This window comes from Ekhidna sp. (genome assembly GCF_965228795.1).
In the GTDB taxonomy this organism is placed as follows: domain Bacteria; phylum Bacteroidota; class Bacteroidia; order Cytophagales; family Cyclobacteriaceae; genus Ekhidna.
In genome coordinates this window covers 1,298,774-1,324,468 of record NZ_OZ245839.1, presented here as the reverse complement: position 1 = coordinate 1,324,468, position 25,695 = coordinate 1,298,774, and the positions used below count along the sequence as shown (strand labels likewise).

Annotated in this window: 23 protein-coding genes; 12 read left to right on the top strand and 11 right to left on the bottom strand. The window is 41.1% G+C overall.

From position 1 onward, the window contains the following. Window positions 1–29: 29 nt before the first annotated feature. The gene (locus tag ACQK2H_RS06195; RefSeq protein ID WP_425390587.1) at window positions 30–1,298 is read left to right on the top strand and encodes a hypothetical protein; all 1,269 of its coding nucleotides are present in this window, start codon (window positions 30–32) and stop codon (window positions 1,296–1,298) included. A gap of 5 nt (window positions 1,299–1,303) precedes the next feature. On the opposite strand, the gene murA is transcribed toward ACQK2H_RS06195, so the two are convergent. Both murA and ACQK2H_RS06185 read right to left on the bottom strand, forming a co-directional pair. Further along, window positions 1,304–2,608, bottom strand: coding sequence for a UDP-N-acetylglucosamine 1-carboxyvinyltransferase (murA, locus tag ACQK2H_RS06190; protein WP_425390586.1), 1,305 nt, complete (start codon window positions 2,606–2,608; stop codon window positions 1,304–1,306). 101 nt (window positions 2,609–2,709) lie between these two features. Beyond that, window positions 2,710–3,390 carry a DUF4290 domain-containing protein gene (locus tag ACQK2H_RS06185; protein ID WP_425390585.1) on the bottom strand — a complete coding sequence of 227 codons (681 nt, stop codon included), beginning with the start codon at window positions 3,388–3,390 and terminating at the stop codon, window positions 2,710–2,712. A 76-nt stretch (window positions 3,391–3,466) separates the two neighbouring features. On the opposite strand from ACQK2H_RS06185, the gene ACQK2H_RS06180 reads away from it, so the two are divergent. Then, window positions 3,467–4,198, top strand: a complete 732-nt coding sequence (locus ACQK2H_RS06180) for a hypothetical protein (protein ID WP_425390584.1) — start codon at window positions 3,467–3,469, stop codon at window positions 4,196–4,198. Here ACQK2H_RS06180 and ACQK2H_RS06175 read toward each other — a convergent pair. The 3 genes from ACQK2H_RS06175 to ACQK2H_RS06165 all read right to left on the bottom strand — a co-directional run bounded on the left by ACQK2H_RS06175 (window position 4,195) and on the right by ACQK2H_RS06165 (window position 6,454). Continuing rightward, window positions 4,195–4,623, bottom strand: a complete 429-nt coding sequence (locus ACQK2H_RS06175) for a hypothetical protein (RefSeq protein ID WP_425390583.1) — start codon at window positions 4,621–4,623, stop codon at window positions 4,195–4,197. The two genes, ACQK2H_RS06180 and ACQK2H_RS06175, sit on opposite strands and share 4 nt — an antisense overlap. A gap of 5 nt (window positions 4,624–4,628) precedes the next feature. Continuing rightward, window positions 4,629–5,048 carry a RidA family protein gene (locus ACQK2H_RS06170; protein WP_425390582.1) on the bottom strand — a complete coding sequence of 140 codons (420 nt, stop codon included), beginning with the start codon at window positions 5,046–5,048 and terminating at the stop codon, window positions 4,629–4,631. Between the two features lie 116 nt (window positions 5,049–5,164). Continuing rightward, the gene (locus ACQK2H_RS06165; protein ID WP_425390581.1) at window positions 5,165–6,454 is read right to left on the bottom strand and encodes an aminopeptidase P family protein; all 1,290 of its coding nucleotides are present in this window, start codon (window positions 6,452–6,454) and stop codon (window positions 5,165–5,167) included. Between the two features lie 38 nt (window positions 6,455–6,492). Between ACQK2H_RS06165 and ACQK2H_RS06160 the strand changes: the two genes are divergently transcribed. From ACQK2H_RS06160 to ACQK2H_RS06150, 3 genes are read left to right on the top strand one after another with little or no spacing between them, the layout of a single operon-like run. After that, a complete protein-coding gene (locus ACQK2H_RS06160) occupies window positions 6,493–7,692 on the top strand; it encodes a S8 family serine peptidase (protein ID WP_425390580.1) in 1,200 nt (399 codons plus the stop codon). A 52-nt stretch (window positions 7,693–7,744) separates the two neighbouring features. Beyond that, window positions 7,745–7,981 (top strand): DUF433 domain-containing protein, encoded by a 237-nt coding sequence (locus tag ACQK2H_RS06155; protein WP_425390579.1) that lies wholly within the window; start codon window positions 7,745–7,747, stop codon window positions 7,979–7,981. Further along, the gene (locus tag ACQK2H_RS06150; protein ID WP_425390578.1) at window positions 7,978–8,331 is read left to right on the top strand and encodes a DUF5615 family PIN-like protein; all 354 of its coding nucleotides are present in this window, start codon (window positions 7,978–7,980) and stop codon (window positions 8,329–8,331) included. The genes ACQK2H_RS06155 and ACQK2H_RS06150 overlap by 4 nt, the downstream gene beginning before the upstream one ends. A gap of 185 nt (window positions 8,332–8,516) precedes the next feature. Here the strand turns inward: ACQK2H_RS06150 and ACQK2H_RS06145 are convergent, their stop codons facing one another. Next, window positions 8,517–9,110, bottom strand: a complete 594-nt coding sequence (locus ACQK2H_RS06145) for a DUF2179 domain-containing protein (protein WP_425390577.1) — start codon at window positions 9,108–9,110, stop codon at window positions 8,517–8,519. A 132-nt stretch (window positions 9,111–9,242) separates the two neighbouring features. Between ACQK2H_RS06145 and ACQK2H_RS06140 the strand changes: the two genes are divergently transcribed. From ACQK2H_RS06140 to ACQK2H_RS06110, 7 genes are all read left to right on the top strand, one after another. Continuing rightward, complete coding sequence (locus ACQK2H_RS06140; RefSeq protein ID WP_425390576.1) at window positions 9,243–9,572, top strand: YciI family protein; 330 nt, start codon at window positions 9,243–9,245, stop codon at window positions 9,570–9,572. 211 nt (window positions 9,573–9,783) lie between these two features. Next, window positions 9,784–11,013: an RNA polymerase sigma factor gene (locus tag ACQK2H_RS06135; protein WP_425390575.1), complete on the top strand. Its 1,230-nt coding sequence runs from the start codon at window positions 9,784–9,786 to the stop codon at window positions 11,011–11,013. Between the two features lie 273 nt (window positions 11,014–11,286). Further along, complete coding sequence (locus tag ACQK2H_RS06130; RefSeq protein ID WP_425390574.1) at window positions 11,287–11,817, top strand: DUF4136 domain-containing protein; 531 nt, start codon at window positions 11,287–11,289, stop codon at window positions 11,815–11,817. 107 nt (window positions 11,818–11,924) lie between these two features. Further along, window positions 11,925–12,389 carry a hypothetical protein gene (locus ACQK2H_RS06125; protein WP_425390573.1) on the top strand — a complete coding sequence of 155 codons (465 nt, stop codon included), beginning with the start codon at window positions 11,925–11,927 and terminating at the stop codon, window positions 12,387–12,389. A gap of 27 nt (window positions 12,390–12,416) precedes the next feature. Further along, complete coding sequence (locus ACQK2H_RS06120) at window positions 12,417–13,655, top strand: M16 family metallopeptidase (protein ID WP_425390572.1); 1,239 nt, start codon at window positions 12,417–12,419, stop codon at window positions 13,653–13,655. 16 nt (window positions 13,656–13,671) lie between these two features. Beyond that, window positions 13,672–14,310 (top strand): O-methyltransferase, encoded by a 639-nt coding sequence (locus tag ACQK2H_RS06115; protein WP_425390571.1) that lies wholly within the window; start codon window positions 13,672–13,674, stop codon window positions 14,308–14,310. Then, window positions 14,307–16,109, top strand: a complete 1,803-nt coding sequence (locus tag ACQK2H_RS06110) for a LysM peptidoglycan-binding domain-containing protein (protein WP_425390570.1) — start codon at window positions 14,307–14,309, stop codon at window positions 16,107–16,109. Before ACQK2H_RS06115 ends, ACQK2H_RS06110 begins: the two co-directional genes overlap by 4 nt. 23 nt (window positions 16,110–16,132) lie before the next feature. On the opposite strand, the gene ACQK2H_RS06105 is transcribed toward ACQK2H_RS06110, so the two are convergent. From ACQK2H_RS06105 to ACQK2H_RS06085, 5 genes are all read right to left on the bottom strand, one after another. Then, on the bottom strand, window positions 16,133–17,152 hold the full coding sequence (locus ACQK2H_RS06105; RefSeq protein WP_425390569.1) for an OmpA family protein: 1,020 nt from the start codon (window positions 17,150–17,152) through the stop codon (window positions 16,133–16,135). A gap of 12 nt (window positions 17,153–17,164) precedes the next feature. Then, window positions 17,165–18,073: a PorP/SprF family type IX secretion system membrane protein gene (locus ACQK2H_RS06100; protein WP_425390568.1), complete on the bottom strand. Its 909-nt coding sequence runs from the start codon at window positions 18,071–18,073 to the stop codon at window positions 17,165–17,167. Between the two features lie 22 nt (window positions 18,074–18,095). Further along, on the bottom strand, window positions 18,096–24,386 hold the full coding sequence (locus tag ACQK2H_RS06095; protein ID WP_425390567.1) for an MBG domain-containing protein: 6,291 nt from the start codon (window positions 24,384–24,386) through the stop codon (window positions 18,096–18,098). 312 nt (window positions 24,387–24,698) lie between these two features. After that, window positions 24,699–25,160 carry a hypothetical protein gene (locus ACQK2H_RS06090; RefSeq protein WP_425390566.1) on the bottom strand — a complete coding sequence of 154 codons (462 nt, stop codon included), beginning with the start codon at window positions 25,158–25,160 and terminating at the stop codon, window positions 24,699–24,701. A gap of 3 nt (window positions 25,161–25,163) precedes the next feature. Next, complete coding sequence (locus ACQK2H_RS06085) at window positions 25,164–25,691, bottom strand: hypothetical protein (protein WP_425390565.1); 528 nt, start codon at window positions 25,689–25,691, stop codon at window positions 25,164–25,166. Window positions 25,692–25,695: the final 4 nt, after the last annotated feature.

Genomic DNA, 25,695 nt, shown 5'->3' with positions numbered 1-25,695 from the left:
GTTTGATTAAAATATTTTTGTTGCACATAATGAAACAGCTACAATTATTAGGCTTTCTTTCTATATCCTTCCTTCTCACTACATGTGATAATTCTTCAGAGCCTACTCCGGAACCTGATCCCCCAAGCATTATTTCCTTAACACCCGATTCCGGTATTGAGGGGGATACATTGACACTTCGATTATCAAAGGCTCAAAAAATCAAATACATTAAGTTTGGATTAACTGAAGTATCTGACATTACTACTGAAAATGATTCTGTTTTTCAATTTCCAGTACCATTTTTGGAAGGTGGCAGTCATGATTTGCGAATTGCATTTGACGAATCATCCGGTTTTGACTTACTATTAAAAGAAAATGCATTTAATTACAACGCCTTTACCATAACAGGGCTCTCAACCACTGAAATCGTTGTTGATCCCGGTACACGATCAAGCGATACTATTCAGATCAATGTGGAAAACGCTCCGCAATTGGATGATGCTTTTAGTATTTGGCAAAGAAGAATAGAAGACGGGGTTGACCAAGGCCTTACGGAAAACGGTTCATTTAAAATAACAGAAATTTCTGATCAAACTATTTCATTCTATTATGACGGTTACTTACCTGACCTAGGTGATGAAATAACTTACTTTCTCAAGTATCATGATTCCTATTATGAGTTAGAGGGTCTCATGATATACGGCAAGTATAAAATTTTCACCCCTAGCTATAACAACGTACCTGAAAATGAATTGCTCATCTATCAGGGGAATCAGGTTATTTCTAAAATTTCGTCAGGTGGTTTTGAGTCTTATGTATATTTAAATGGTATAAAACTCAGACAATACTATCATGATCCAATAAATAGTGAAGATGGTTATAATAGCATTAAAGCATTTGAAATTCCTCCTAATATACCAGCGGGCGATTACGAATTGGAGGTTTATGCATTAGATGGTAAAACACGTGTTTTGCCCGACAGTTCCAATATTATTACCATTTCTGATATAGAATTTTGCGCTGAAGAGTCATCGTACAATTATGATGAAGAAATCAGAGTTGATATTGTTCCTTGGCTGTATACCTATAGGTGCTACAGTTGTCCGGAAAAAGTAACTTTCGTGGATTCTTCATTGAGTTTTGAGGGTGAGATTGTAGATAAAGGTTATGAAGACTTTGATTCCTCCTACTTGATTATAAAACCACCTTCAGATATTCCAGCTGGAATATACACACTGGAGTTTACTACCGATGGTGGATATAAGTACTTACCGCTAGATGGTTGTAATGAAGGAGTAATCACGATCACAAGGTAGAATAGCTACACCCGCTCGATCTTAGCGCCTAGTGCGTTTAATCGATCATCGATGAATTGATAGCCTCTATCAATTTGGTCAATGTTGTGGATGGTGCTCACACCCTCGGCAGACATTGCTGCAATAAGTAATGAAACCCCAGCTCGAATATCCGGAGAAGTCATGGTGATTCCTCTTAATGGATATGCTCTATCCAAGCCGATGACAGTAGCTCTGTGTGGATCACAAAGAATAATCTGTGCTCCCATATCTATGAGTTTATCCACGAAGAATAAGCGGCTTTCGAACATTTTCTGATGAATCAAAACCGTCCCTTTTGCCTGTGTGGCTGTTACCAGGATTACACTTAGCAAATCAGGTGTTAACCCCGGCCAAATGGCATCTGCAATGGTCATGATGGAGCCATCAATGTAAGATTCAATTTCGTATGAATCCTGAGCAGGAATATGGATATCATCTCCCTTGAATTCCATTTTAATCCCCAGTCGCTTGAATGTATCGGGTATAATCCCTAACTCCTTGATCTGAGCATCCTTGATAGTAAGGTCAGACTTGGTCATGGCAGCCATACCTATAAATGAACCCACTTCAATCATATCAGGCAGTAATGTGTGCTCTGTTCCGTTCAGGGATTTTACCCCTTCTATTCTTAGCAAGTTTGAACCGACTCCCTCAATATTGGCACCCATCCGAATCAACATTTTGCATAATTGCTGAATGTAGGGTTCGCAAGCTGCATTGTAAATGGTTGTTAATCCTTCAGCCATAACGGCAGCCATAATGATGTTGGCGGTACCTGTTACAGAAGCCTCATCCAGAAGCATGTAGGCACCTTTGAGATTCCTTCCATCTACTGAGTAAAATGAAGTTTTAGGATCGTAATTGAATTTTGCTCCGAGGTTCTGGAAACCCACAAAGTGGGTGTCTAATCGCCTTCTCCCAATCTTATCTCCTCCGGGTTTTGGCATTTTTCCTATCCCAAAACGCGCGAGAAGCGGACCCAGGATCATAATGGAACCTCTAAGAGAAGAAGCTTTGTCTTTAAAATCTTCTGTATCTAGAAAATCAAGATTTACATTGGCGGCTTTAAAGGTGCAGGATTCACCTCCGTTCCTTGAAACCTCCACTCCCATATCCTCAAGGAGATCAATGAGTTTTAACACATCTCTGATCTGAGGAATTTTATGAATGACGACTTCCTGATCAGTCAGCAATACAGCGGAAATGATCTGAAGTGCTTCGTTTTTGGCTCCTTGAGGGATGATTTCGCCATTGAGGCGATGACCGCCTTCTACCCGAAAAGATGACATACTTTCGTGATTAGTTAATTAGTGGATTCGTGTCAACAAATAAAAGACTTGCGTACTAATTCACACAATCAACTGATCACTATTTAAAAAGTAAAATGAAATTAATTTCGTCTTCGGTTGTTTCCTCTGCCGCCTTGATTGTTGTTTCGGCGACCTTTTCCTCCCTGATTATTGCGACGACCCTTGTTGTTATTATTGCTTCGACGATTTGAATGCTTTCTGTCCGAATCAAAAAGACCAAGCTCTTTCACAGTTTCAATGTTGATATCAAGCTGATCATTGGATAACCGCTTGATGTTTTTAAGGATTTGCTCATCCTCGATGCTTTCCTTGTTCCAGGTCTGGAAAAAGCTTTTCATTAATCGACCAATGGCAACAACGGCTCCCTCTTTTTCTTTGGGGTCATCCATAGCCACTGCCTGATCGATTAGAATCTCTACACCTCTACCGTAGTGTCTGTACTTGATTTCATTTGAATAGTACTGCAACCGCTCCGGCTTTCGATCTAGCACAGAAGCATCAGGCTTGGGGAAAGGACCCTCAATGTCTAATTCAAAATTTGAAATGATGTGTAAATCATCCCATACTTTTTGATCGCTTTCATTGTCCTTACCCAGATCAGGGTTGATCAACTTCATCAATTCCACCAATGTGGCTGCCTTCTTATTGCGCTCCTCTTTATCGTCGATTGTTTTAAGGTGTGCTACAAGATTTTGAACGTTTCTGCCGTACTCCCTCAATTTCAATTGTACGCGCTGTGTATTGTATTCCAGTGTCTCCATAATTATCGTGCTTCAAAAATAGTGATTTTGATCTTCTAAAAACTAGGGATACGCTCCTTTAACTTTTTATAAGGTCATGCAGATTAAACAATTCGCCATGATGACGGTCTTTTTATTGACCAGTGCCTTGCTCTGTGCTCAAGAGTTTAACGGACAACCCACCAGGAAAAGTATCAAAAAAATTGTGCTTGACCCTGGTTACAAAACGATTTCTGTTTCGCTTACCAGTGGTGAAAAGTGGCCAATGAAACTTTCTGTACCTAGTAAAGTAAGAGCTGAAAAGGTGCCCATGGTAGTTGCACTACATTGGGGTGTGTCAGGTAATGAAAATAAGGAATTCATAAACTGCCTCATGATTCCCGGTATTGATACTTCACAATACATCATCATCTCACCACTATCTCAAAATCAATTTTGGTGGGAAAACCCAAAAGAAAAACAACTTGTACGGTTGATTGAATTAATCATGGAATACTGGCCTGTAAATAAGGTGATCATGGCTGGATATAGTGATGGAGCGACTGGAGCCGTTCACTTTGCTTCTAAACATCATGACATGATTGATGGGGCCATTGCAATGGCCGGATATTATAAACCTGCAAGCTATAAAGTTCCCACTTATGTTATTCATGGAGTCAAAGATCAACTATTTAGCTACAGTCGGGCTAGAGCAATTCTTGAGAGAAATCAACAAAATAGCGAGCAAGTAGTATTTATTTCCAGCGAGACACTATCGCATTATGAAGCATGTAATTATGTTGAGCTACTTAAGGAAGCGTTTAGATGGATAGAGCAAAACACTGATTAGAGCATTCCACCCATTACACCTCCCATAATTACAAACAATATGGCCAGGGCATAAAGTGCTAATACAATGATTGTCATTACACCCATAAAGACAAATAGCTTTTTTAGGTTCAAATAGGCAGACGAGCAGCTCTCCTGATCCATCGATTTAATGCCCTGATTCAGTCTAACTGAAAAGCGATAGAGGTACAATGACGGAAAAATGTATAACAACGCTACTGGAAAATACAGAAACCCTATACCACTCTCCCAGCCCGGATTAAACGATCCGTCCATGGATGACAGGCCCACGATCATAAAAATTGCAATTAATAGAACAAGTCCACTCATAATAAAACCAACGATACCAAGGAATTTGCCCCATCTGGCGGTTTCAAGGAGGTTAGATTTATCAGCTCCGGTTATAACTAAATTATTTTCTTCCATAATGTTTACTTAATTGTGGCAATGCATTTTAACTCAATTGCAATAGGTGTGGGAAGCGAACTGATCTCCACAGTTGTTCTACACGGCTGATTATCTTTAAAATACTCGGCGTAAATCTTATTGTACGTTTTGAAATCGTCTTTCATGTTGGTCAGAAAAACCGTCACATCTACCAGATCTTCCCAGCTCGCACCAGAAGCTTCCAAAATCAGTCGAACGTTCTTAAAAACAGAATGGCACTGCTCAGCAATATCATAGTTGACAATCTCTCCATTTTCATCCAGGTCTACACCCGGGATTTTCTTGGTTCCTCTTTCTCTTGGACCCACTCCGGATAAGAACAGTAAGTTTCCTACTTGCCTTGCATGAGGGTACAATCCTACCGGCTCTGGCGCTTTATCTGAATCAAATTTTGTACTAGTCATATGCTTTAATGTTTCAATACACCCCTGTAGTCCCCCTGCCTTTGCCGCAGGCAGGCTCAAGGGGGCAATTATCAAATAACATATCTGTCGACTAAAAAACTATTGACTGTCGACTGTTATTTATTCATTATCTCTTCAATCTCTTCCGCCTCAATTGGAATATTCCTCATCAAATTATGATGACCATCCTCGGTAATCACAATATCATCCTCAATTCGTACTCCAATGTTTTCCTCCGGGATATAAATACCCGGCTCGACGGTAAATACCATGCCCGGCTCAAACACTTTATAAATAGATGCCACATCGTGCACATCCAAACCAATGTGATGCGAGGTGCCATGCATAAAGTACTTTTTGTATGCAGGCCAGTCCGGATTTTCATTTTTGATATCGGTTTTGTCAATCAACCCTAAATCCAGCAATTCCTTCTCCATTAACTTACCTACCTCAGCATGGTACTCAGGGATTCGATTTCCGGGTTTCAATAATTCCGTAGCTGCATTTTTCACACGCAAAACCGCATCATACACTTTTCGTTGACGATCTGTGTATCTTCCATTGACAGGAATAGTCCGCGTCATATCCGAATTATAATTTCCATACTCAGCACCAACGTCCATCAGCAAAATATCTCCATCTTTCAACTCCTGATTATTATCAAGATAGTGCAGCACGCACGAGTTGCCACCTCCGCCAATGATTGGTTCATAAGCAAACCCTTTTGAGCGATTTCTCACAAATTCATGTAGATATTCTGCCTCTACCTCATACTCCATCACGCCAGGCTTAACGAACTCCAATATCCTTCGGAATCCTTTTTCAGTGATGTTGCAGGCTTGCTGCATCACATCAATTTCAAACTGAGACTTGATACACCTTAAATCCTGAAGAATCGGAAATAATCGCTCATATTCATACAATGGATACTTTTCCTTGCATTCTTTGATGAATCTGGAATTGCGAGTTTCTACCTCGCTGGCATTCCGAATGTGTTCATTGCTGTCCAGATAAATGTGATCACACTCCGCAAGGATCGTATAAAAAGTCTTTTCAAATTCAGCAGTCCACTTGATGTTTTTGATGCCGGAGGTTTGTGTTCCCTCATCCTTTGTCAGCTTATGTCCTTCCCAAACTGCTATTTCTGCATTTGTCTCCCTAAGGAAAAGAATCTCTCTCATTTTTTTATCCGGAAAATCAGGTGCGATCAACACTATGGATTCCTCCTGATCTACTCCTGTAAGCCAAAAAAGATTGCTATTCTGCATAAACTTCATGGTGCCATCTGCGTTCGTAGGCATAATGTCGTTGGCATGCACAATTGCCACTGACTGGGGCTTCATTCGTTTGGCAAGCTTTTCCCGATTCTGAATAAATAACTGATTATCAATTGGATCGTATCTCATAGATTATCTTCGTTCTGATTTATAAAATCGATTAGGCGATGAGGTGGCTAAAATTAGCATTTCTTTTTCTCTCTGCTCCGTTATTTGGACAGCAATTAGGCTTTGCCCTGGAGCAAATCAATGGACATGCGATCATTGATGCCGGGCTGTCCGGTAAGGGTGTGAAAGTGGGTATCATTGATGGCGGATTTCTGAAAGCGAATAAATCAACATCACTTGAGCATGTGTTTGAAAACAACCTAGTGGCAGGCTACAAAGATTACCTATATCCGGATGCTAAGCCTTATTCCGGCAGTGCAGGATTTGATGATGCTCACGGCACAGAAGTGTGGGAACTGGTTGCCGGACATAGTAAGGAGAAAAAAGTACAATATGGTCTGGCTACAGGTGCAACCTTTTACCTCGCTCGCACGGATCATGGCGGTTATGAAAAACGACAGGAGGAAGAATACGCCATTGAAGCGATGGAATGGATGGCGAAAGAGGGTGTGAATATTATTAATATTTCGCTGGGGTATAACTATGGGTTTTCTGATAAAAGAGAAAATTATCATCCTTACCAAATGGATGGGAAAAGTACGATTCTCACTCAAGCTGTGGATCGCATTTCCACCGAATATGGAATACTTGTGATTGTAGCTGCCGGAAATGACGGTAATCATAAATGGAAAATCATCGGCTCACCTGGAGATGCCGTAAGCGCCCTGACCGTGGGAGCGACAAAATTCAAAGTATGGGACGAAATGAAATACACTTCGAAAGGGCCGAAATGGCTTGAGTATGTAAAGCCTGAAATTGCTGCATATGCTTCATTAGGTACCTCATTTTCAGCCCCAGTGATTACAGGACTGGCTGCATGTCTGCTGGAGGCAAAACCTTCATTAGATGGTCAAGAATTAAAGGATATACTCATAGCATCCTCAAGCCTGGCGTGTCCCAACAATTATATTGGCTATGGTGTGCCTGACGCAGAGAAAGCTTTAGCACTGCTGAATGGTGACTCGCTTTCTTTTGCGTCCAGATTGATCAAAGTGGATAAAAACAGTTACACCCTGGAAATGGAAAAGCCATCCATCTATACTGCTGTTTATCATAAAGACGACTGGAGGATTCTCAAAAAAGAAATGCTCAGAAATAAAAAAGCACGAATCAAAATCAAGCGTAAGGAAGATGCTACTTCCAGCACGGTGATTTGGGAAGGGGGAAGTTTGGAAGTGGTGTGGGAGGAAAGTCATTAGAATACACAAACAACTACTAACAAATTAGCAAGACATTTTGTAACTTTCTTTCATGGATCATTCACTTTTAAATAGAATTACGGTCAATCCAGAAATATGTCATGGCAAGCCTACTATTAGGAACAAAAGATATACTGTGGATTTAATACTTGATCTTCTTTCAGCAGGATCAAGCCATCAAGAAATATTACAAGACTACCCAAGTCTTACTGAAGAGGATATTTTGGCTTGTCTAGCCTACGCCACTAAATTGACTAAATATACAAGCTACAGCAAGATTGCAATATGAAGCAAATTGTTGATGCTCAACTTCCAACAAAGCTCAGCGAAATATTGAATGGACTTGGGTTTGATTCGATGCATGTAGAATCCTTACCAAAAGGAGACGAAACTACAGACAAAGAAATCACCCAATTTGCAGATGATCAAAACCTAACGATCGTCACCAAAGATTTCGATTTCTATCATTCCTTCATGGCTTTAAAAAGACCTAAAAGTCTTTTTCTAATTACTACTGGGAATCTCAAAAACCGTCAACTTTTTGACTTGATTAGAAATAATGCTTCGATCATTAAGCAGGCTCTACAAAGAAGTAGCTTTGTCGAATTGACGAATGAAGGTATTATTGAACACGAATAATCCCAAATTACGCGATAGGCGTAATTTGCCCGAAGGGACGGACGAAGTAAACTTGTCTGTCTGTGACCGTAAGCGTCATCAGCAGACGAAAGCTCTGCTTTGTCAGGGTTATCCCGTGACGTTAAGTCAGGGTGTGACCGCAAGCGTCATCACCTGACAAAAATTTCCGGGATAATATAAAGGACTTATCTACTCCCTCTCAACCTAAACAACCTTCTCGAAAAACCCCGATCATCCACTATCTCTCCATCACCTACTTTTTTCACACCCTCCACCGTATACAGGGCTTGTGGATTATATTTTTTAATCGCTTCAATGATCACCGGCAATCGCTCACGTTTCATGACTGTGAACAGCACATTCACCGGTCCATCACCTGACTTCCCTTCCAGGCTTGTAAATCTCATTTGTTTCTCTTTGAAGAATGTAATTAGCTCATCGGCTGGTTTAGCAGTTATTACTCTGACAACTACATTTCCAATCGCTAAACGCTCTTCAATCATCATTCCCACAAAAATTCCCATGGCATAGCCACCAGCATAGGCCAAAAATGTCTGCCAACTTCCCATATTTTGGAAAATCTGACTAATTGCCAACAACCAAATAGCCGCCTCAAAAAAGCCAAGGATAGTGGCCACATACTTACGGCTATGAAGCATGAAAATAATCCGGAGGGTATTGATGGATACATCGCAGATACGGGCAAAAAAGATCAGTAAAGGAATGACCACATAATTCAATAATTCAGGGTCAATGTCAAGCACTTCTGAAAGGTTCATAAAGCAAATGTATGTCCTCCCACTAACCCCCTCCAAAGGAGAAAATGAAATTATCAATTATTCATTGTCCATTTTCAATGGTACTCCTCGTCTAAAGGGAAATATTTATCTTAACTAAAACTCTACAACACAATGAAAAAGTATTTGTACGTATTCCGGGGTGGTGATGAAGGCTATGCAGATCAGTCGCCTGAAGAAATGCAGGCCCACATGCAGCGATGGGGCGAATGGATGTCCAAAGTAAAAGCTGAAGGTTATCCACTACAATCTGAAGGAAAAGTGGTAGGTCCGGGAGGAAAAATTGTAACTGATGGGCCGTTTACAGAAGGAAAAGAAATTGTGGGCGGTTATGTCCATCTGGACGCTAAGGATATGGATCATGCGGTAGAACTTTCTAAGGACTGCCCAATTTTTGAATTTGGGGGGACTACAGAGGTGAGAGAGATTATTACCGATTTTTAAATCAACCCCCTCAATAGTGAGTGTCATCCTGAACGCAGTGAAGGATCTCCTCTTGAAAAATGAAGATCCTTCGTTTCACCTGCCTGACGGTAGGCAGGCTCAGGGTGACAGTTTTTAAAAAATCAGACCATCATCACGAACGAAGTGAAGTGATCTTAAAATTGTGATTGCTTCGCTTCGCTCGCAATGGACATTCATTTAGGTTCATCTCATGCAAACCTCTCAACTCGTCGATCACTTTTTCCGAACGGAATACGGTAAGGCAGTATCTCACCTCACCAGTAAATTTGGTGCGTCCAACCTGGAGCTGGCAGAGGATAGCGTGCAGGAGGCATTGATCAAAGCCATGCAGACCTGGCCCTACTCACAGATTCCTGATAATCCAACTGGTTGGATCTTTAAAGTGGCACGAAACAAGATGATCGATCACCTACGGAGGGATCAAAAAATAAATCATCAGGAGGTACCGGAACGTGTTGAAGAAATGAATGAAGAGCTATCCTTAGAGTCCATCAATGATGACATGGTACGTATGATGTTTGCCTGCTGCCATCCTACATTAAGTCAGGAGTATCAAATCATTTTAACACTGAAGATTCTTGGTGGTCTGTCGGTTCGTGAGATTTCCAGTTCGCTTCTGAAAAAAGAAGAAACAGTAGCTAAAGCCTATACCCGAGCTAAAAAGAAATTTAAGCAAGAAGAAATCAAACTGATTTTGCCTCCGGCACATGAGATTGAAAAAAGACTCGAGATCGTTCTCAAAATCGTTTATCTCCTTTTCAATGAAGGGTATAAGTCGGCTGAGGGTGAAAATTTGATTCGAAAGGACTTATGCGAAGACGCGATTCGATTAAATACAGTTTTACTTGAAAGTGAAATTTGCAATACTCCGTCAGCGAACGCTTTAATGGCACTGATGTTTTTCCATTCCTCCAGATTTGATGCCAGAGTCGATCAAAAAGGGAATGTTGTTTCACTGGAGGATCAGGATCGATCCAAATGGAGTCAGGAGCTAATCCAACGAGGCTTACGATTTTTGGAAGCAGCATCAGAAGATGGAGCCATGAATGAATACCTCATTCAGGCAGCTATTAGCGCAACACATTGTAGTGCGGCTAACTTTGAACAAACCGATTGGAAAAACATACTCAGTCTTTATGATTTACAACTTCAGCTTACGCCTACTCCTATTGTGGAATTGAATCGGGTGGTAGCTCTCGAAAAAGTACACGGACCATTATTAGGATTAAAGGAGGTGGAGCGTTTGGAGGCTACTCAGTTTTTTGAGGAATATTATCTTTTCTATGCCATTAAAAGTGAAATACTTCACAAAATGGGGGGTATAGAGGAAGCCAAGTTAGCTTTAGAAAAATCGATTGAGCTTTGTAAAAACAAGCGGGAGAAAAACTATCTTTACTTAAAGATGAATCGAATATCTTAATCACATGAAGAACCAACTGGTGATATCAATTTTTCATTTAGTGCTTATTCTAGGGGTTGCCTGCTACCTATTTTACCTAATGTATTCCAATTCTGTTGAGTTGGCGATAATTATTGCAATAATTTCATGCCTTATCCCCGACCTCAGCAAGACACTTAAGAAATTGGTAAAAGCGATATAACACCCTCCGGTTGACAAAATTCACATCTTGGTGTGACACCAGTCAGGCACATTAAACCTTCAATCATCGACCTTACATGAAAATTAAAGGTCATGAAAAAGGTCATTTTTCTCGCACTCGTTTTCACGTTAACATCCTGTGCAGTAACAGTCAAAACCTATCAAAAACCGAATCAGTCGTTCACTGATTTTGAGACCTGGTGCTGGCTGGAAGGCTGTGAGGTCACTTACCAGGGACCTGACTACCTGTATGATCAAAAAGTAGTCGATGAGATTGCCAACGCCATCGCTTTTAACATGTATGAAAAAGGGTATCAGCAAGGTGACGATCAGTCTGACCTGATGGTCAACTTTTTCATGGTCATTGAGGAAGATTCAGCCGAGGTTAGAGAGTTGTATGATGGTACTTACCAAGGTGAGCGTGAATGGCTAACCATGCTCTATCCTGAGTATCAAAAATTCTTAAAAGGCAGCCTGGTAATAGATGTTATTGATCGGGAAAATTCTGAGTTGGTATGGCGCTCCAATGCTGTAAAATATATGGAACTTAACCCGATTTACGATAAGAAAGAGATTTGGAACGGGGTTGCTAAGGCGATGAAGAAGCTGCCTGATAAGGAGTAATTTTTAATTAACCTCCCTTTATCCCTCCTTGCAAGGATGGGAAGCTGAAGTTCGAGCGAATAGTCTCAAGTAAACTGATTTTTTTCAATTACTTTTTATTTTTAATTATGGATACGTCAAAAAAAGAACATGAAAGAATCAATCAAATTGAAATCCATAAGGAGATCTATAAAAAACTAGATGAAGCAGCGATGGACGATGCTAAAAGGTTAGACGTAGTTTTGATTTTAGTTTCATTGGGTTTTCTCTACAACTTAACTAACTACTCTATTTCAGAAACCTACGAGGTTATGTTAATTGCTATTGCTTACTCATCCTTCATCGGAACAATAATTCTGAATATTATTTTACTTTCTAAATCCTCAATCAAATTATCAAAATCTTCCGCTCAGCATTTCGTTGCGTTTAACCATCTGCTATCTAAAAAAGATGATGAGTATTTTAAAATACAAGAGGAAATAGCTAATAGAAATAAAAAAAGAATCAACAAGTTTACATACAGGTTTCAAATCTGGCTAGTAATTCAAGGTCTTATGTCAACCACCCTTTTACATTTTGTAAGTGTGTTCTGACATTATAAGTTCTACCTTTGCACCCCCATGAGCAAGAAGGAATACGAGCTGATAGAATTGTCGAACGGCATACGGGTGATTCATAAAGAGGTGCCACAAACCAAAATCGCCCATGTGGGCATCATGTTGGATATTGGCAGCAGGGATGAAACACCAGATGAGCAAGGTCTTGCCCATTTTCTGGAGCATATGGCTTTTAAGGGCACTGCTAAAAGAAGTTCCTACCACATCATCAACCGATTGGAATCGCTAGGTGGAGAATTGAATGCCTACACCACCAAAGAGAAAATTTGCTTCTACGCCACATTGCTGGATATTCACTTAGAAAAAGCGGTAGACCTGCTGGTTGACATTACCTTCAACTCTACTTTTCCTGAGAAGCAAATCGAAAAAGAGCGCTCGGTCATTCTGGAAGAAATGAGCATGTATCGGGATACGCCTGAGGATGCCATTCAGGACGAATTTGATGAGCTGATTTTTCCTAATCACTCCCTGGGGAAAAATATTCTCGGAACCGAAGAAACCGTCAACGCTTTCCATCAGGGAGACTTTAGGTCATTTCTGGATCGAAACCTGAATACTGAAAAGATCATTTTGTCAAGCGTTGGCAATTATTCAGCAAAAAAAGTTGAAAAGCTGGCCAATAAATACCTGAAAGAAATACCTCACAAGAACCATACGCCTTCCAGAAACTGGTTTTCCGGTTATCAACCATCCAGAAAAGAAGTAAGAAAGCCAATTACCCAGGCACATTTCGCTATGGGTATGCCTTCATTGAGCATCAAAGACAAAAACCGCATTCCATTTTTCTTTTTGGTCAACCTCCTGGGAGGACCAAGCATGAGTTCCAGGTTAAATCTATCACTCAGAGAAAAGCATGGATTGGTCTATGGAGTCGATGCAAGCTATGCCCCCTACCTGGAGACCGGACAATTTGCAGTTTATTTTGCAACGGATCCAAAAAATCTCAAAAAGAGCCAGCGCATCATTTTAAAAGAAATTGAAGCCCTTAAGAAAAAGCCACTTGGCACTATGCAATTGCAGAAGGCTAAGAACCAAATCAAAGGACAAATGGCATTATCTGAAGAAAACAGGAATGCCATGATGCTGATGATGGCTAAGAGCCAGTTGGATCTGAACAAGATTCCTGACATCAACAGTGTGTTTGATAAAATAGATAACATTACTGCAAGTGATATACAGGAATTAGCCATTCAATATCTACCTACGGATCAGATGAGTGCATTGACATATCTGCCGGAATAATCCTATCTTTACATACATGGAATTTTTACCTGAAGATCTTCAGAAATATGTAGAAGATCACTCCGAACCTGAATCTGATTTGCTTCAGCAGATCAATAGGGACACTCACCTCCATGTTTTAAAGCCACGTATGCTTTCCGGTCACCTTCAAGGGCGTGTATTGTCCATGCTTTCGCACATGATTCAGCCTAAAAACATCCTGGAGATTGGTACCTACACGGGTTATGCTGCGCTATGTATGGCAGAAGGCATGCAATCCGATGGACGGCTGATAACCATTGACAATAATGAGGAGCTGGCTGTGCGAACAAAGGAGTATTTCAGTCAATCTAAATGGGCTGATCAAGTTGATTTACGTATAGGAAATGCTTCAGACATCATCCCGACATTAAAAGAAAACTGGGACCTTGTTTTCATAGATGCGGATAAAGAAAACTACTCAAATTATTTTGATCAGGTAATAGATAAGGTGAACACCGGAGGATTTATTATTGCTGATAATGTGCTATGGAGCGGCAAAGTGTTTGATCCGTCAAAAAACGATAAAGACACAGAAGCCATACGAACGTTCAATCAAAAAGTGCATACTGATTCACGTGTACAAAACGTTCTATTTCCCATCCGTGATGGTTTGATGATATTGAGAAAAATATGAAAAGAGTTTCGAGTTTCGAGTTTCGAGTTTTGAGTTGGATAACGCTCCTGTTTATCACGTTCAGCAGTGTTGCTCAAACAGTGCCAAGTGAGATGATGCTCGGTGACCTTCGTCTTACTATCAACGAGTCTACTCGCAGGCAAATTCAAAAAGATGTGGATCGACTCACTCAAAGTCAGACCTACTTCAACATTTTGGTTGATCGTATGAATCTCTACTTCCCTATCATTGAACGAGAGCATAGAGAAGCAGGCATTCCCGATGAAATCAAATTCCTTGCCATCCAGGAAAGTGCATTGATCTCAGACGCAGTTTCATCTGCCAATGCTGTTGGCTTCTGGCAATTCAAGGATTTTACCGCACGGGAAGTAGGCCTCCGTGTTGACCGTCAGGTAGATGAACGACTAAACATAGTATCTGCCTCAAGAGGCTCTGCCAAATATCTAAACAGTCACAATTACTTCTTGAAAAACTGGGTGTATTCAGTGATGGCATACAATACCGGTCGTGGTGGGGCTCAGAAGTATGTAGATAACTCCAACCTTGGAGTCCGTCGCATGACCATCAATAGCAAGACTCACTGGTATGTTAAAAAATTCATCGCCCATGTAGTAGCCTTCACCCCCGCTGTTGGACTCCCTCACTCAGAGGGGATTTGGCTGGATGAAATCACAAATGCCGGGGGCAAAAGCCTTTCCCAAATTGCAAAAGAGCAAAAAGTAGAATTGGAAGAATTGGAGAAATATAATAAGTGGCTGAAACGTGGAGACGTTCCAAAAGACAAGACCTATTCCGTACTAATCCCAAGAATGGGTACTCCACCGAAACGAGCGATAGCACAAAATTCAAACAAGCGTAGCAAAATCTCAGAGCCAGAGAAAAAAATCTACCCGTCAGAACTAAAGCCAGGAATCACAGAAGCGAACAAGTCTACCATCATACCTTTAAATGGTATCCCTTCAATCCTTGCAAGGGAAAGTGACAATGTTCATGCTCTGTCTGCACGAGCAGGTATTTCCGAAAAGCGATTCAGAAAATATAACGATATGAGCGAGGAAGATACCATCATTCCTAATGAGTTCTATTACATCAAAAAGAAGAAAGGTAGAGCAAAGATTGGCTTCCATGTGGCTAAGCGCAGTGAGTCACTCTGGGAGATATCGCAGCAGTATGGCATCCGTCTATCAAAGCTTGCAAAACGAAACCGCATGAGCGTCATCGATGAATTGAAACCAGGGCGAGTACTGTGGATGGATAAGACACGTCCTTCCAGTGAGCCTATTGCCTATCATGAGCTAAGCAAACCAACTATTACCAAGCCTGCTGCTCGCCCAACTGCCTCCACAAGAGAAGTGGAAGACGAGGTAATAACTAAAAAATCGGTAGATGAACCTATATATGAAGAGGTCATCGAGGAAGAAGTTCCAGATATAATTGTACCCGTGGTAGACACGAAGGAAGAACGATTGAATAAGGTTAAAATCCATACCATCGCAGCTGGCGAAACCCTGTGGAGCATATCGCAACTTTATGAGGTGGAGATGGATGACTTGCTCAGATGGAATCATCTTCCCGACCCGAATTCCATTAGCATTGGTCAAAACATTCAGGTGAAAGCTCCTATTGAAGAAGCATCGGCTGGAAAGAAAATCATTAATCATACCGTGGAGCCAGGCGAAACCGTTTATGGCATTTCCAGAAAGTACGGCATGACAGTCGATGAGGTAGTAGACCTCAACAGCCTAAACAGCTTTGATCTGAATGTAGGTCAGGAGTTGAAGGTCTATGATGAAGAATAATAACCACCATAGACCTTTAAAGCTTATTCATTCAACATAGAAAGCTGCCTGTGATTTTGCAGATCTGAACGCAAAACAAAATCAACTCGTCTGTTCTTCGCATGCTCAGACTCTGTACACTGTGTTGCTTGGCAAGAAACCAATTGCTCCTCTCCTAATGGAACAAGAGTTAACCTTTGTCTGGAGACATCCATGGCAACTAGCTCTGAAACGACGGATTCAATTCTGCTTTCTGAAAGTGCTTTATTGTAATCATTTCTTCCCCTGCTGTCTGTAAACCCTCGAATCTCAAGTTTCAAGTGATCATATTTTTTCATCAAAGCAGCCAGGGATGACAAATCAGTACTTTCAGATACATCTGCCTTATCGAAATCGAAGTAGATAGACTGGATCAAGTAGTCTGCAGAATCTTTTATCAACTGCGTTCGTTCAAAAAAATCTTCGTGAGATAATTCAAAGTTGTAGGTATTTAAGCCTGCCTGCACTTTAACTATTTCAAATTTTTGAATTTTACTGGTAGCAAGAAAAAGCGCTTGTTTTTCTCCTCCACCTTCGGTTTCCAAAGCAAATACCACATCATAATAGCCGTCTTTTTCTGCGTGCACATTGTACTCTTCGCCCTTCGTTAAATTATAGACCCCATCGGAATTAGCTGTTAAGACCTCACCGGTTCGATTATTCTTCAAACGTATATCACCTTTCAGCGTATTCAGTGTTTCCAAATCCAAAAGCTCAAGCTTCATTGCAACCATCAACTGGTTTTCAACTTGGTTGCTCTGATCAATTTCATCTGTGGCCACAACAAGTGCTTCCTGTTGCAAAAGTGTTTGCACTGCAGCAATCCGCTCCAGATAAACCAACGAATCCTCAGGTCTTTTCTTTAATCCCTTTTCATAAACACTCAAGGCTTTTAGGTATGAACTATCCTTTAGGTGAAAGTCACCCTTTTTCAAATAGTCTAATTTCCCAGACATGTATGGAATATCCTGGGCACTAACTAAGAATCCACCCAGCATTAGAATTATTGCAAAATATTTTTTCATCATCATAGCGGTTTAAAAAATTTGAAGATTTGAAGTGCCGTTTTTGTTCCATGGAATGCGGTAACCCAATAAAATTTCCTGGGATGCTCCGGCAAAGTCACTTAGCGTTTCATCGATCACATAGTCGTATGCAAAACCGACTCTTAGCTTGTTAGTGACATTGATTTCTGTTAAGAAGCTTATAGATTCAGGCGGTCGAACTGATATTCCAACCCATATAATTTCATTAAACAATACATTCAGGTTATAATCGATTGATAATGGTGCACCATCTACCATTTTAACCAATACATTTGGTTTCAATAGCACGTTTCTAGATGCAGATATGGCCATCCCGGCTGTGTAGAAATAATGCCTTTTCTGTGTGTACATGTCATTTCCTTCTACCTCCACTTTATTATTTAGTAACATAGGAACAGAAGCACCTACATACCATACCGGATTGTAGTAAAAAAGACCTGTACCAAAGTTTGGCATCATTGAAGTATAGTTTTGCTGAAAGGTCGGATCTAAGCCCATGGTATATACTTCAGAGTATCTGTTTTGAATGTTTTGAAAACCTCCCTGTAGTCCCATTGAAAGGTATCCGTTAATCCCAACCTGCATTCGGTAGGAAAATCCGGCCATCACACTTGTAGTATTCGTGATGGCGATTTGGTCATTCATTACCTGAAGTCCTACACCGGCATTTTTACCAGGTATCGGCGAATGAGCCGCAAAAGTTTTGGTACTTGGCGCTCCCTCAACACCTGCCCATTGCCAGCGGCTAAGAGCAGTCAGGCTCAATGCCTCATGTGTCCCAATGTACCCGGGATTGATAGACATCCCATTGAACATGTATTGTGTGAAGGATGCCTGCTGCTGCCCAAATGATAGAGCAGCGCAGGACATAAAAAAGAGTATTATTATTGAACGTTTCATTATTATGTGTTTTTTGATGTGGTTATTTTTTTATGATTACATATCCTGATTCCGATTTTCTACCTGAGTTAGGGAACTCCAGTATGTAGAAGTAAGTACCGTCAGGTAAATTATTCGAGCCTATTACTCCAGATGCATTCGATGTGCTTGCCCAAGAGCGGCTCGTGTTGTTGTACCCTTCGATGCTCCATACTTTTTTGCCATACCTGTTGTAGATGGTTACTCTATTTTCCGGATAATCCTCAATTCCGGGGATGATCCAATTATCATCGATACCATCGCCATTGGGGCTGAAACCTTGTGGAATATTCACTTCGGTATCCTTAGTGATCTTATCAGATACAGGCTCTCCTTTATTTCCTGAGACATCAGTTAGTGTTACTGTTAGTGTTATATCACCGTCTGATAGTCCACTTACATCTACACCAGAAACAGTAGTGGATGCTTCAACCATGCTTCCATATCCAGTCACCACTTTAGTCCCATTGGAAGAGCTAAATTGATACTCGTAAGATGCTCCAGCTTCTCCATTTTCTATTTTGAATGAAACTGAGGTTTCATTGAGTGTACTTATGGCGTCTGTTAGTATTTCGGTTTGATAATTAATTGGTTTTGAGAAATCTGCTTCCCAACTAAAGGATGCATTAGTATTTCCATTTCCTGCTTCATCCTGAACTTTACCCGATTCAATTTGCACTTCGACTATTCCATCAATTATTGGTGCCAGAGTCATCGTATATACTCCAAAGTCTCCACCAAAATCAACGATTTCAGCATTAGAAACGGTAAAACTTTCCGCTGAAACTGACTCGATTATTTCTGAAAAAGAAACCGTCACCTCAACATCAGATTTATTCGATACACCTGAAATATCGCTCGTAAATGTTGCCTCCGGAGAGGTTGCATCATAAAAGAATGAAAGCAAGTTGGATTGGCCACTTGGGTTTCCGGAAGCGTCCCTTACAGAACCTCTTCCAAGAATTACCTCTACCACTCCATCGTCAAAAGGTAAAAGATCAAACGTATATAAATCCGGACCCAGACGCTTCAAATTTGAAGCACGTGCATTATTTGGACGAATATCTCTTGGAGAGAAGCCGGTGATTGCTTCTGAAAACTTAGCAGTAACCTGAATAGGTGCTGTATTCGTTATGGTGCCAATTTCTACAGAAAGTACTGCTTGTGGCGCCTCTGAATCTTCAAGAGATATTAATATTGTTTCTTCTAGTGAAGTATTCAAACCATCATTTACCTGAACTGATATTGTGTAACCAGACTTTACATTTTTGTCTAGCTTAGACCGATCATTAACAGTTAGTTCGCCTGACTCACTATCCAGGCTAAAAGCGTTACTATCATCACCACTCTTAATCGTCCAACCGCTTAAAGTTGTACCTGAATCAGCATCCGTAGCGCTTATTGTTCCAACCGTAGATCCATTTTGCGCCCGATCATCTACCAAAAATGACTGACTTGAAGTTATTACCGGCGCATTGTCATTGACGTCAACCACTGTGACTTTCACCAACATGCTTACAGAATTTGCTCCATCAGAAACGCTTACTTCTACCTCATACACTGCGTTTTCGTCAGCATCCTGAAGGTTTTCAAAATCTGGTGTAGTGGCAAATGAAAGGACACCTGTTGCGGACTCAATCTCAAATAATGACTTGTCCGAACCTCCGGTTAAGGAGTAATTCAGTGCAGCACTTGTATTTTCATCCGTTGCTGTTAATGTAGCGATAGCTTCTTCATTTTCATTAATGGTAAACTCATTCGAAGAAGTGAATGCAGGAGCAAAATCCTGCTCGATCACTCCATTTGCAATACTATAATCTTCAGGTGCTAAATAGTTTCTTGCATCAGTTCCGGAAATTGAATAGGTAACCGTAATAGTTTTATCAGTACCTACATTTTTATCATCATATAGTGCTTCACCATTGACTGAAACATCATCACCAGATTCAGCATTCTGAAGCGTTCCTATTTGAACGTTTGCTACTCTGGTTCCGTCATACACTTTCAATGGATCTATTAACGGATTCGAAACGGTAAGCTGCTTTTGAGTGACGCTCAGTTCGCCTGCTTCAAAGATGATATCATAATTCAAAGAAGTTAGCCCACTTGGAGTGATCGCATATGTACCAACATCTTCTCCTGATTCTCTATTAAAGCTTAGTGTCCCACTCAATTCTGATTCATCTTCTCCATCAACAAACCCTGCAAAGCTTACTGAGTTAGTCGGGTCTTCTGAACCGTAGGTTTTGCTTTGATTCTGAGCAGTAACTGTCAGTGCTTTTTGACCGATGTTCAGTTCTCCTGCTTCAAAAGTGATCGCATAGTTAGCGGAGGTTAGCCCACTCGGAGTGATTGCATACGTGCCAACATCTTCTCCTGACTCTCTGCTGTAGCTCAGTTCGCCACTTAGATTGGAAGCATCTTCTCCGTCAACAAATCCTTCGTATGCTACTGCATTCGTAGGGTCTGCCGAACCGTAGGTTTTGCTTTGATTTTGGGCAGCAACTGTCAGTGCTTTTTGACCGATGTTCAGTTCTCCTGCTTCAAAAGTGATCGCATAGTTAGCGGAGGTTAGCCCACTCGGAGTGATCGCATACGTACCAACATCTTCTCCTGACTCTCTGCTGTAACTCAGTTCGCCACTTAGATCGGAAGCATCTTCTCCGTCAACAAAACCTTCATAAGCGACTGCATTCGTAGGGTCTGCTGAACCGTAGGTTTTGCTTTGGTTCTGAGCAGTAACTGTCAGTGCTTTCTGACCAATGCTCAACTCACCTGCTTCAAAAGAAATTGCATAGTTCGCTGAGGTCAGTCCACTCGGAGTGATCGCATACGTGCCAACATCTTCTCCTGATTCTCTGCTGTAGCTCAGTTCGCCACTTAGATCGTCAACATCTTCTCCGTCAACAAATCCTTCATAAGCTACTGCATTCGCAGGATCGGCTGAACCGTAGGTTTTGCTTTGATTCTGAGCAGTAACTGTCAGTGCTTTCTGACCAATGCTCAACTCACCTGCTTCAAAAGTGATCGCATAGTTAGCGGAGATCAGCCCACTTGGAGTGATCGCATACGTACCAACATCTTCTCCTGATTCCCTGCTGTAGCTCAGTTCGCCGCTTAGATCAGCTACATCTTCTCCGTCAACAAATCCTTCAAAGCTTACTGCATTTGTAGGGTCTGAAGAACCGTATGCTTTGTTTTGATTTTGTGCAGTAACTGTCAGTGCTTTTTGACCGATGTTCAACTCACCTGCTTCAAAAGTGATCGCATAGTTCGCTGAGGTTAGCCCACCTGGAGTGATCGCATACGTGCCAACATCTTCTCCTGACTCTCTGCTGTAGCTCAGTTCGCCACTTAGATCGGAAGCATCTTCTCCGTCAACAAAACTTTCATAAGCAACTGCATTCGCAGGATCGGCTGAACCGTATGTTTTGCTTTGATTCTGAGCAGTAATTGTCAGTGCTTTCTGACCGATGTTCAACTCACCTGCTTCAAAAGTGATCGCATAGTTCGCGGAGGTCAGTCCGCTCGGAGTGATCGCATACGTGCCAACATCTTCTCCAGATTCTCTGCTGTAGCTCAGTTCGCCACTTAGATCGGAAGCATCTTCTCCGTCAACAAAACCTTCATAAGCGACTGCATTCGTAGGATCGGCTGAACCGTATTCTTTACTTTGATTTTGTGCAGTGACTGTCAGTGCTTTCTGACCGATGTTCAACTCACCTGCTTCAAAAGTGATCGCATAGTTCGCGGAGGTCAGTCCACTTGGAGTGATTGCATACGTACCAACATCTTCTCCTGACTCTCTGCTATAGCTCAGTTCACCACTTAGATCTCCAGCATCTTCTCCGTCAATAAATCCTTCAAAGCTTACTGCATTCGTAGGATCGGCTGAACCGTAGGTTTTGCTTTGATTCTGAGCAGTAACTGTCAGTGTTTTCTGAAGGATGTTCAGTTCGCCTGTTTCAAAAGTGATCGCATAGTTCGCGGAGGTCAGTCCACTCGGAGTGATCGCATACGTGCCAACATCTTCTCCAGATTCTCTGCTGTAGCTCAGTTCGCCACTTAGATCGGAAGCATCTTCTCCGTCAACAAAACCTTCATAAGCTACTGCATTCGCAGGATCGGCTGAACCGTATTCTTTACTTTGATTTTGTGCAGTGACTGTCAGTGCTTTCTGACCAATGTTCAACTCTCCTGCTTCAAAAGTGATCGCATAGTTCGCGGAGGTTAGCCCACCCGGAGTGATCGCATACGTGCCAACATCTTCTCCTGACTCTCTGCTGTAACTCAGTTCGCCACTTACATCGGAAGCATCTTCTCCGTCAACAAAACCTTCATATGCTACTGCATTCGTAGGGTCTGCTGTACCGTAGGTTTTGCTTTGATTTTGGGCAGCAACTGTCAGTGTTTTTTTATTAACTACCAATGTTTGGTCAACCGGAGTAGCCGCATCTGTGTCATCATCGCCTGCTTGAGTGGCGTTGATTGTCGTAGTGCCTGCTTTTAATATAGTTGCCTGGTTGCCCGAAATACTAACAATCGAATTATCATCGGCTGAATAAACGACAGTCAGGCCTTGATCTGTTGTTGCATTGCCCAGACTGAAAGTATCATCTCCGTACGTTTTTTCTGGAATTGCATTAAAGGTTATTGTTTGGCTTTGCTTGCTAAGGGTAGTGAACGATTTAACGGCCCCATAGCTTGTTCCAAATTCATTGATTGCAAAGGCCTTCACATTGTAAGTAGTTTCTGCTGACAACTCACCTACCTCTTGTGAATATGCTCCAACTCCATTCCCAACATCTACTCGAATAGATCGTCCATCACCAATTACCGGATCAGGGCTGGTGCCATAAACAAATCCACGGTATGAAACTGTGCCTCCACCGTCTGAGGTAACTTCTCCATTTAATGTTGCTCCATCATTTGTAATGGACTCAGCATCCGCAGTTGTTAGTTCCGGTGCAGATGTTGATGGACCGCCTACATCACTCTGCCTTAGCAACCATATATTGTAGTCAAAAGACCCCTCGGTATCATTCATCATTATACCAATCGACCCGTCTACATCAGCAAAAACTTGAGCTTCACCATACTCCCCTTCGAAAGAAGGAAGGCATGAAGACATATCTTGTGTGTAGCTTCCTGAATTTGTGAAGTACTCTAAATAGGGAATAGTGTAAAGGCCAGGGCCATATCCAAGGTCATTGTAGGTATAGGTCAGGATGAATCCGTCATTGGTAATTATTGGCTCCCCGATGTACCCCCATGAATAGACCTGTCTTCTGATGACTTCATTAACAGCGACTGTACCATCATCATTGTAAACTTTATAGGCAATGCTTCTTGTGCTGGTACCACCACCATCTTGAACCTGATATACCAGCAAAAATTGTCCGGTAGAAAGTGTACTGACATGGGTCACTTTATCACCGTGTCCAGAAGAAGTTACTTGTCCTGTAATAAATGAGTTCTGCCCTCCAACTTGTATGGGAGTACTGGCATCATTCTCGAAGATCATTCCATAGTAATAAGAACTATAGTTTTCAATAAACACCATAAAACGGCCATTATCATTAGCCGCAACATTGTAAGCATATTGTGAAGTGCCTGTAAGCCCTGCTAGACTTGTGAGTGATATTTGATTGGCATCAACCGCCACACCAGACGAAGTAAACCTTCGCATGGCGTAATTGCCACCATCTGTTGCCCAGGTAAATAGGATGTTTCCATTGGACAGTTGTTCTGCTTTAGTGAATCTATTGAGCGAGCCTGCCAGGGTATTAATTTTCGTCGCAGCTTTTACTTCACTCCCTGATTCATCAATAATTTTAAAATAGGTGTCAGTTAGTCCTTTACTACTTGAAGATGAATACCAAATGACGACAATATTTCCATTTTCTAATCCGTGGTAGATAATTGTTTCTGAACCATCATTCGCTCTCGGTGAAACACTCGGAGCAACCATATCAGTAACTACGCCATCTGTATCTACTTTTTTGGTATAGGTAGACCAATCATTGTAATCGTAATAAGAAATTAAAAGGTCATCACCCATTTTGGATACTAAAGCGTAACCGGCATCAATAGATGGGCTATTTTCAACGGTAGTTTTGGTATCACCTATATCCTCACAGGGATCTGATTCACCACCACAAGGATCTATTTCTGAAAGAATTCCTCCCCCACTAGTTGAAGCATTAGAAATGGTTGTTATAAATAAACTTAGAAAAAGTAGAGCTAACCTTCCACTGTGAAACATTGAGCCCGGTAATTTGGTAGTCGTCTTCATTAGCGAATTTTTTGTAAAATTCACCAGCAGGAGCTCAGTATTGTTTAGTAAAAGACTGATTGTAGAAATTACGGGAATCACTTAGTTGGCGTAAGTGAATTTCAGAATGGAAAGTTTTTCAGCAGCGTCCATATAAGGAAACTGTGCACAAAATAAACTTTGTTTTTTACTTTCTTTTCCGAATGTATGCTTTCAAATCGGGTTCAGAAAACCCTAATTCAGGAATTTCTATTTTATCAGAGACTGGTTTTTCCAATAAAATTTGGGAGTTTGAAGGTGACCCGGGAGAGAAAATAAGCAAAAAATCATTCTCTAGAATAGTCTGAAAATCATTGTAAACTCCATTATTTTTAATTTTTCCTCATAAACCTCTCCACCGACTTTATATCGATAATAAACCTTTGTTGATGGCACCCAGAAATAAGGAATTTTGAATGATTCATCGACTTTATAGACAGTTGCTTTTGTATATCTATAATCCTCAGAGAGCTTATTTGATAAGTAAAAAGAATAGCCCCAATAGATAATTGCAATCACAAACGGCACAAGCCAAAAAGTCCAGCTTAAATGACTGACTGATTGTTGGACGACTGACCTATTTTCAACATCAATCAATCTATCCACTTCTTTTTCGTCTTCTTCAAACTGACTACAATCTCCTACCAAAAAATAAGGCGTTTCATCTAATTTACATGCCACACCATCGGTAGTCATCGCTCTATTGTGACAAACTCTGCAATAAGTTAGCCGTATCTTCTCAGGAGGCTTAATCATTTATCAATAATCAAAATCCAACCCCAGCCGATCTTTTAAATCCTTCAAATCCGGATTTTCCTTCACCATATAGTCAAAAATATCAGTACTGGTATAGAGTTTCTTTTCGTCTTTGATTTCAGCTATCTCAGTGCGAATGACAATATGATCGTTTTGAAGCTCTGACCGAAGAAATTGCACAACTTCGGTATCAAACTTTTCAAGGAAACTAACCTCCAACTGACTACCCAACATCAAAATCACACTATGATTCTCTCCTTTTTTTACTGATTTGCTGAGCACTAGCCTTTCAGTATCTCCAGCATCTGTTTTTTGAGTCGCAAAAGCTTTCCAAGCGGTTTGTAGATCATCATTGGAAAAATCATTTTCCTTTTTATCAATAACAGGTGAAGCCTCCTCTTCTGATACTTTCTTTTTCTTCTTACCAAAAATGCTTGGTGTTTCCTTCGGTTTATCAGAAGTAGAAGGCTTTATAATTGGGCTCGGTTTTGGTTTTGGAGCTTGAGATTCTTCCTGCGTGGCACTCGCCAAAGGT

Bases quoted from the DNA above. Each gene is read 5' to 3' on its own strand.
- ACQK2H_RS06195 (WP_425390587.1), top strand. From the start codon at position 30: ATGAAACAGCTACAATTATTAGGCTTTCTTTCTATATCCTTCCTTCTC.
- murA (WP_425390586.1), bottom strand. From the start codon at position 2,608: ATGTCATCTTTTCGGGTAGAAGGCGGTCATCGCCTCAATGGCGAAATC.
- ACQK2H_RS06185 (WP_425390585.1), bottom strand. From the start codon at position 3,390: ATGGAGACACTGGAATACAATACACAGCGCGTACAATTGAAATTGAGG.
- ACQK2H_RS06180 (WP_425390584.1), top strand. From the start codon at position 3,467: ATGCAGATTAAACAATTCGCCATGATGACGGTCTTTTTATTGACCAGT.
- ACQK2H_RS06175 (WP_425390583.1), bottom strand. From the start codon at position 4,623: ATGGAAGAAAATAATTTAGTTATAACCGGAGCTGATAAATCTAACCTC.
- ACQK2H_RS06170 (WP_425390582.1), bottom strand. From the start codon at position 5,048: ATGACTAGTACAAAATTTGATTCAGATAAAGCGCCAGAGCCGGTAGGA.
- ACQK2H_RS06165 (WP_425390581.1), bottom strand. From the start codon at position 6,454: ATGAGATACGATCCAATTGATAATCAGTTATTTATTCAGAATCGGGAA.
- ACQK2H_RS06160 (WP_425390580.1), top strand. From the start codon at position 6,493: ATGAGGTGGCTAAAATTAGCATTTCTTTTTCTCTCTGCTCCGTTATTT.
- ACQK2H_RS06155 (WP_425390579.1), top strand. From the start codon at position 7,745: ATGGATCATTCACTTTTAAATAGAATTACGGTCAATCCAGAAATATGT.
- ACQK2H_RS06150 (WP_425390578.1), top strand. From the start codon at position 7,978: ATGAAGCAAATTGTTGATGCTCAACTTCCAACAAAGCTCAGCGAAATA.
- ACQK2H_RS06145 (WP_425390577.1), bottom strand. From the start codon at position 9,110: ATGAACCTTTCAGAAGTGCTTGACATTGACCCTGAATTATTGAATTAT.
- ACQK2H_RS06140 (WP_425390576.1), top strand. From the start codon at position 9,243: ATGAAAAAGTATTTGTACGTATTCCGGGGTGGTGATGAAGGCTATGCA.
- ACQK2H_RS06135 (WP_425390575.1), top strand. From the start codon at position 9,784: ATGCAAACCTCTCAACTCGTCGATCACTTTTTCCGAACGGAATACGGT.
- ACQK2H_RS06130 (WP_425390574.1), top strand. From the start codon at position 11,287: ATGAAAAAGGTCATTTTTCTCGCACTCGTTTTCACGTTAACATCCTGT.
- ACQK2H_RS06125 (WP_425390573.1), top strand. From the start codon at position 11,925: ATGGATACGTCAAAAAAAGAACATGAAAGAATCAATCAAATTGAAATC.
- ACQK2H_RS06120 (WP_425390572.1), top strand. From the start codon at position 12,417: ATGAGCAAGAAGGAATACGAGCTGATAGAATTGTCGAACGGCATACGG.
- ACQK2H_RS06115 (WP_425390571.1), top strand. From the start codon at position 13,672: ATGGAATTTTTACCTGAAGATCTTCAGAAATATGTAGAAGATCACTCC.
- ACQK2H_RS06110 (WP_425390570.1), top strand. From the start codon at position 14,307: ATGAAAAGAGTTTCGAGTTTCGAGTTTCGAGTTTTGAGTTGGATAACG.
- ACQK2H_RS06105 (WP_425390569.1), bottom strand. From the start codon at position 17,152: ATGAAAAAATATTTTGCAATAATTCTAATGCTGGGTGGATTCTTAGTT.
- ACQK2H_RS06100 (WP_425390568.1), bottom strand. From the start codon at position 18,073: ATGAAACGTTCAATAATAATACTCTTTTTTATGTCCTGCGCTGCTCTA.
- ACQK2H_RS06095 (WP_425390567.1), bottom strand. From the start codon at position 24,386: ATGAAGACGACTACCAAATTACCGGGCTCAATGTTTCACAGTGGAAGG.
- ACQK2H_RS06090 (WP_425390566.1), bottom strand. From the start codon at position 25,160: ATGATTAAGCCTCCTGAGAAGATACGGCTAACTTATTGCAGAGTTTGT.